This window comes from Rhodococcus sp. ENV425 (assembly GCF_002887785.1).
Taxonomy (GTDB): Bacteria; Actinomycetota; Actinomycetes; order Mycobacteriales; family Mycobacteriaceae; genus Rhodococcus; species Rhodococcus aetherivorans.
The window spans coordinates 1-3,481 of sequence record NZ_PCZU01000256.1 but is presented as its reverse complement, the minus strand read 5'-3'; the positions used below and the strand labels follow the sequence as shown (position 1 = coordinate 3,481).

4 protein-coding genes are annotated in these 3,481 nt (G+C 69.2%); all 4 read right to left on the bottom strand.

Features of this window, described 5'->3' with window-relative positions:
• Positions 1 to 43 precede the first annotated feature (43 nt).
• The 4 genes from secG to gap all read right to left on the bottom strand — a co-directional run bounded on the left by secG (position 44) and on the right by gap (position 3,386).
• On the bottom strand, positions 44 to 277 hold the full coding sequence (gene secG / locus CQZ88_RS22795) for a preprotein translocase subunit SecG (protein WP_003939471.1): 234 nt from the start codon (positions 275 to 277) through the stop codon (positions 44 to 46).
• Positions 278 to 350: 73 nt separating this feature from the next.
• A complete protein-coding gene (tpiA, locus tag CQZ88_RS22790) occupies positions 351 to 1,133 on the bottom strand; it encodes a triose-phosphate isomerase (protein WP_006937696.1) in 783 nt (260 codons plus the stop codon).
• Between the two features lies 1 nt (position 1,134).
• On the bottom strand, positions 1,135 to 2,346 hold the full coding sequence (gene pgk / locus CQZ88_RS22785; protein ID WP_006937693.1) for a phosphoglycerate kinase: 1,212 nt from the start codon (positions 2,344 to 2,346) through the stop codon (positions 1,135 to 1,137).
• A gap of 20 nt (positions 2,347 to 2,366) precedes the next feature.
• Positions 2,367 to 3,386, bottom strand: a complete 1,020-nt coding sequence (gene gap, locus CQZ88_RS22780; RefSeq protein ID WP_006937692.1) for a type I glyceraldehyde-3-phosphate dehydrogenase — start codon at positions 3,384 to 3,386, stop codon at positions 2,367 to 2,369.
• Between the last annotated feature and the right edge of the window lie 95 nt (positions 3,387 to 3,481).

Here is a 3,481-nt window from a genome sequence, read left to right as displayed (position 1 = left end):
CGGCGCGACCCGGAATTCCGGGTCGCGCCGTCGTGCGGAGCGATCAGCTGAACTTGATCTGCAGGCCGATGCCGAGGATGGCGATCAGCCAGACGATGCCGGTGAAGACGGTCAGCCGGTCGAGGTTCTTCTCGGCGACACTGGAGCCGGACAGGCTGGACTGGACACCGCCACCGAACAGGGTGGACAGACCGCCGCCCTTACCGCGATGCAGCAGCACGAGCAGGATCAGCAGCAGGCTGGTGGTGATCAGCAGGATGTCGAGGAACAGTGCCATGGCGCCAGACTACAGGGCGCCGTCGCGGCGTCCTTCCGGGCCTCGGGGGGATCCGGAAGGGCGCCGCGGGTGCTTACAGCGGGCCGCCCGCGGCGATCGCGGAGAGCTGTGCGAACTCGTCGGCCTTGAGCGAGGCGCCGCCGACGAGACCGCCGTCGATGTCGGGCTGAGCGACGAGCTCGCCGACGTTCTTGGCGTTGACCGAGCCGCCGTAGAGCACGCGGACGGCGTCGGCGACCTCCGGGGAGGCGAGCTCGGCGAGGGTGGCGCGCACCGCGGCGCACACCTCCTGGGCGTCGGCAGCCGAGGCCACCTTCCCGGTGCCGATGGCCCACACCGGCTCGTACGCGACGACGATCTTCGCAATCTCGTCGGACGAGAGCCCGGCGAGGGACCCGCGCAGCTGGGCGACGTTGTGGGACACGTGCCGGCCGGCCTCGCGGACGTCGAGGCCCTCGCCGATGCAGACGATCGGGGTCAGCCCGTGCCGCAGGGCCGCCTTGGTCTTGGCGAGCACGATCTGGTCGGTCTCGCCGTGCAGCGTGCGCCGCTCGGAGTGGCCGACGACGACGTAGGCGCAGCCCAGCTTGGCCAGCATCGCACCGCTGATCTCGCCGGTGTAGGCGCCGGAGTCGTGGGCGGAGACGTCCTGGGCACCGTAGGTGAGCAGCAGCTTGTCGCCCTCGATCAGCGTCTGGACGCTGCGGATGTCCGTGAACGGCGGCAGCACCGTCACGTCCACCTTCTCGAGGTACTTCTCCGGCAGCGCGAAGGCGATCTTCTGCACCAGGGCGATGGCCTCGAGGTGGTTGAGGTTCATCTTCCAGTTGCCGGCGATGAGCGGCTTACGGGTCATCTCAGGCCTCCAGTGCAGCGATGCCGGGCAGTTCCTTGCCCTCGAGGTACTCGAGGGAGGCGCCGCCGCCGGTGGAGATGTGCGAGAACCCGTCCTCGGGCAGGCCGAGCAGGCGCACCGCCGCGGCCGAGTCGCCGCCGCCGACGACGCTGAACGCGCCGGCGCGGGTGGCCTCGACGATCGCCTCGGCGACCCCCTTGGTGCCGGCCGCGAACTTCTCGAACTCGAACACGCCCATCGGGCCGTTCCAGAACACGGTCTTGGCGCCGGTGAGGTACTGGGCGAACCGGGCCACCGACTCGGGTCCGATGTCCAGGCCCATCCAGCCGTCCGGGATCTCGGTGACGGGCACCGTCTCGGCCTCGGCGTCGGCGGCGAACGCGTCGGCGACGACCACGTCCTGCGGGATGTGGATGACGTCGCCGAACCGCTCGAGCAGGCCCTTGCAGGTCTCGGTCATCGACTCCTCGAGCAGCGAGTTGCCCACCGAGATACCTTGCGCCGCAAGGAAGGTGAAGCACATGCCGCCGCCGATGACGAGGGTGTCGACCTTGGGGGCGAGGGCCTCGATCACGGCGAGCTTGTCGGAGACCTTCGAGCCGCCGAGCACCACCGCGTAGGGCCGCTCCGGATCGGCCGTGAGCTTGGCCAGCACCTCGACCTCGGCGGCGACGAGGTTGCCCGCGTAGTGCGGCAGCAGGTTCGCCACGTCGTACACCGACGCCTGCTTGCGGTGCACCACACCGAATCCGTCGGAGACGAACGCGCCGTCCTCGCCGACGAGTTCGACGAGCTCGCGCGCCAGCGCCTGCCGCTCCGCCTCGTCCTTGCTGGTCTCGCGCGGATCGAAACGGATGTTCTCGAGCAGGAGGATGTCGCCGTCGGTCAGGCCCTCCGAGCGGGCCAGCGCGTCCTGTCCGACGACGTCGCCGGCGAGCTGGACGTTGCGGCCGAGCACCTCACCGAGCTTCGCCGCGACCGGGGCGAGGGAGAACTTCGGATCGGGCTCGCCCTTGGGCCGGCCCAGGTGGGCGGTGACGACGACCTTCGCGCCCGCCTCGGCGAGCGCGGCGATCGTCGGGGCGGACGCGACGATGCGGCCGGGGTCGGTGATCGTCGCGCCGTCCAACGGGACGTTGAGGTCCGAGCGCACCAGCACGCCACGACCCTCGACGCCGGCGTCGAGCAGATCCTTCAGGGTCTGAACTGCCACTGTTCGACTGTCCTGTTCGGTCAGAGGGACTTCGAGACCAGGCCGATGAGGTCGACCAGGCGGTTGGAGTAGCCCCACTCGTTGTCGTACCAGGAGACGATCTTGACCTGGTCGTCGATGACCTTGGTCAGGCCGGCGTCGTAGATCGACGAGTGCGGGTCGGTGACGATGTCGGAGGAGACGATCTCGTCCTCGGTGTACTTGAGGATGCCCTTGAGCGGGCCCTCGGCGGCCGCCTTCATCGCCGCGTTGATCTCCTCGATGGAGGCGGGGGTGGCGAGGTTGGCGGTCAGGTCGGTGACCGAGCCGGTCGGGATCGGCACGCGCAGGGCGTAGCCGTCGAGCTTGCCGACCAGCTGCGGCAGGACGAGGCCGATGGCCTTGGCGGCGCCGGTGCCGGTGGGCACGACGTTCAGGGCGGCGGCGCGGGCGCGGCGCAGGTCCTTGTGCGGGCCGTCCTGCAGGTTCTGGTCCTGGGTGTAGGCGTGGACCGTGGTCATCAGGCCCTTGACGATGCCGAAGCTGTCGTCGAGGACCTTGGCGATCGGGCCGAGGCAGTTGGTGGTGCACGAGGCGTTGGAGATGATGTTCTGGCTGCCGTCGTACTTGTCGTCGTTGACGCCCATCACCACGGTGAGGTCCTCACCCTTGGCGGGCGCCGAGATGATCACCTTCTTGGCGCCGGCGTCGAGGTGGCCCTTGGCCTTCGACGCGTCGGTGAAGATGCCCGTCGACTCGACGACGACGTCCACGCCCAGGTCGCCCCACGGCAGCGCGGCCGGGCCTTCCTTGACCTCGAGCGCCTTGATGCGGTGGTCACCGACGACGATGGTGTCCTCACCGTCGAGGCTGACGTCCTGCGGCAGGCGGCCGAGGATCGAGTCGTACTTGAGCAGGTGGGCCAGAGTCGCGTTGTCGGTGAGGTCGTTGACCGCGACGATCTCGATGTCGGTGGTGCCGAGCGCCCTCTGCGCCTCGACAGCCCGGAAGAAGTTACGTCCGATACGACCGAAGCCGTTCACGCCTACCCGGACAGTCACAATTACGCTCCTTTGCCCATCTCTGCTGGTTGTGCCAGTGGTGCCCACCGCGGTGCCGGAGACATCGGCGCCGGTCGGCAGGACTCATCGGTCGA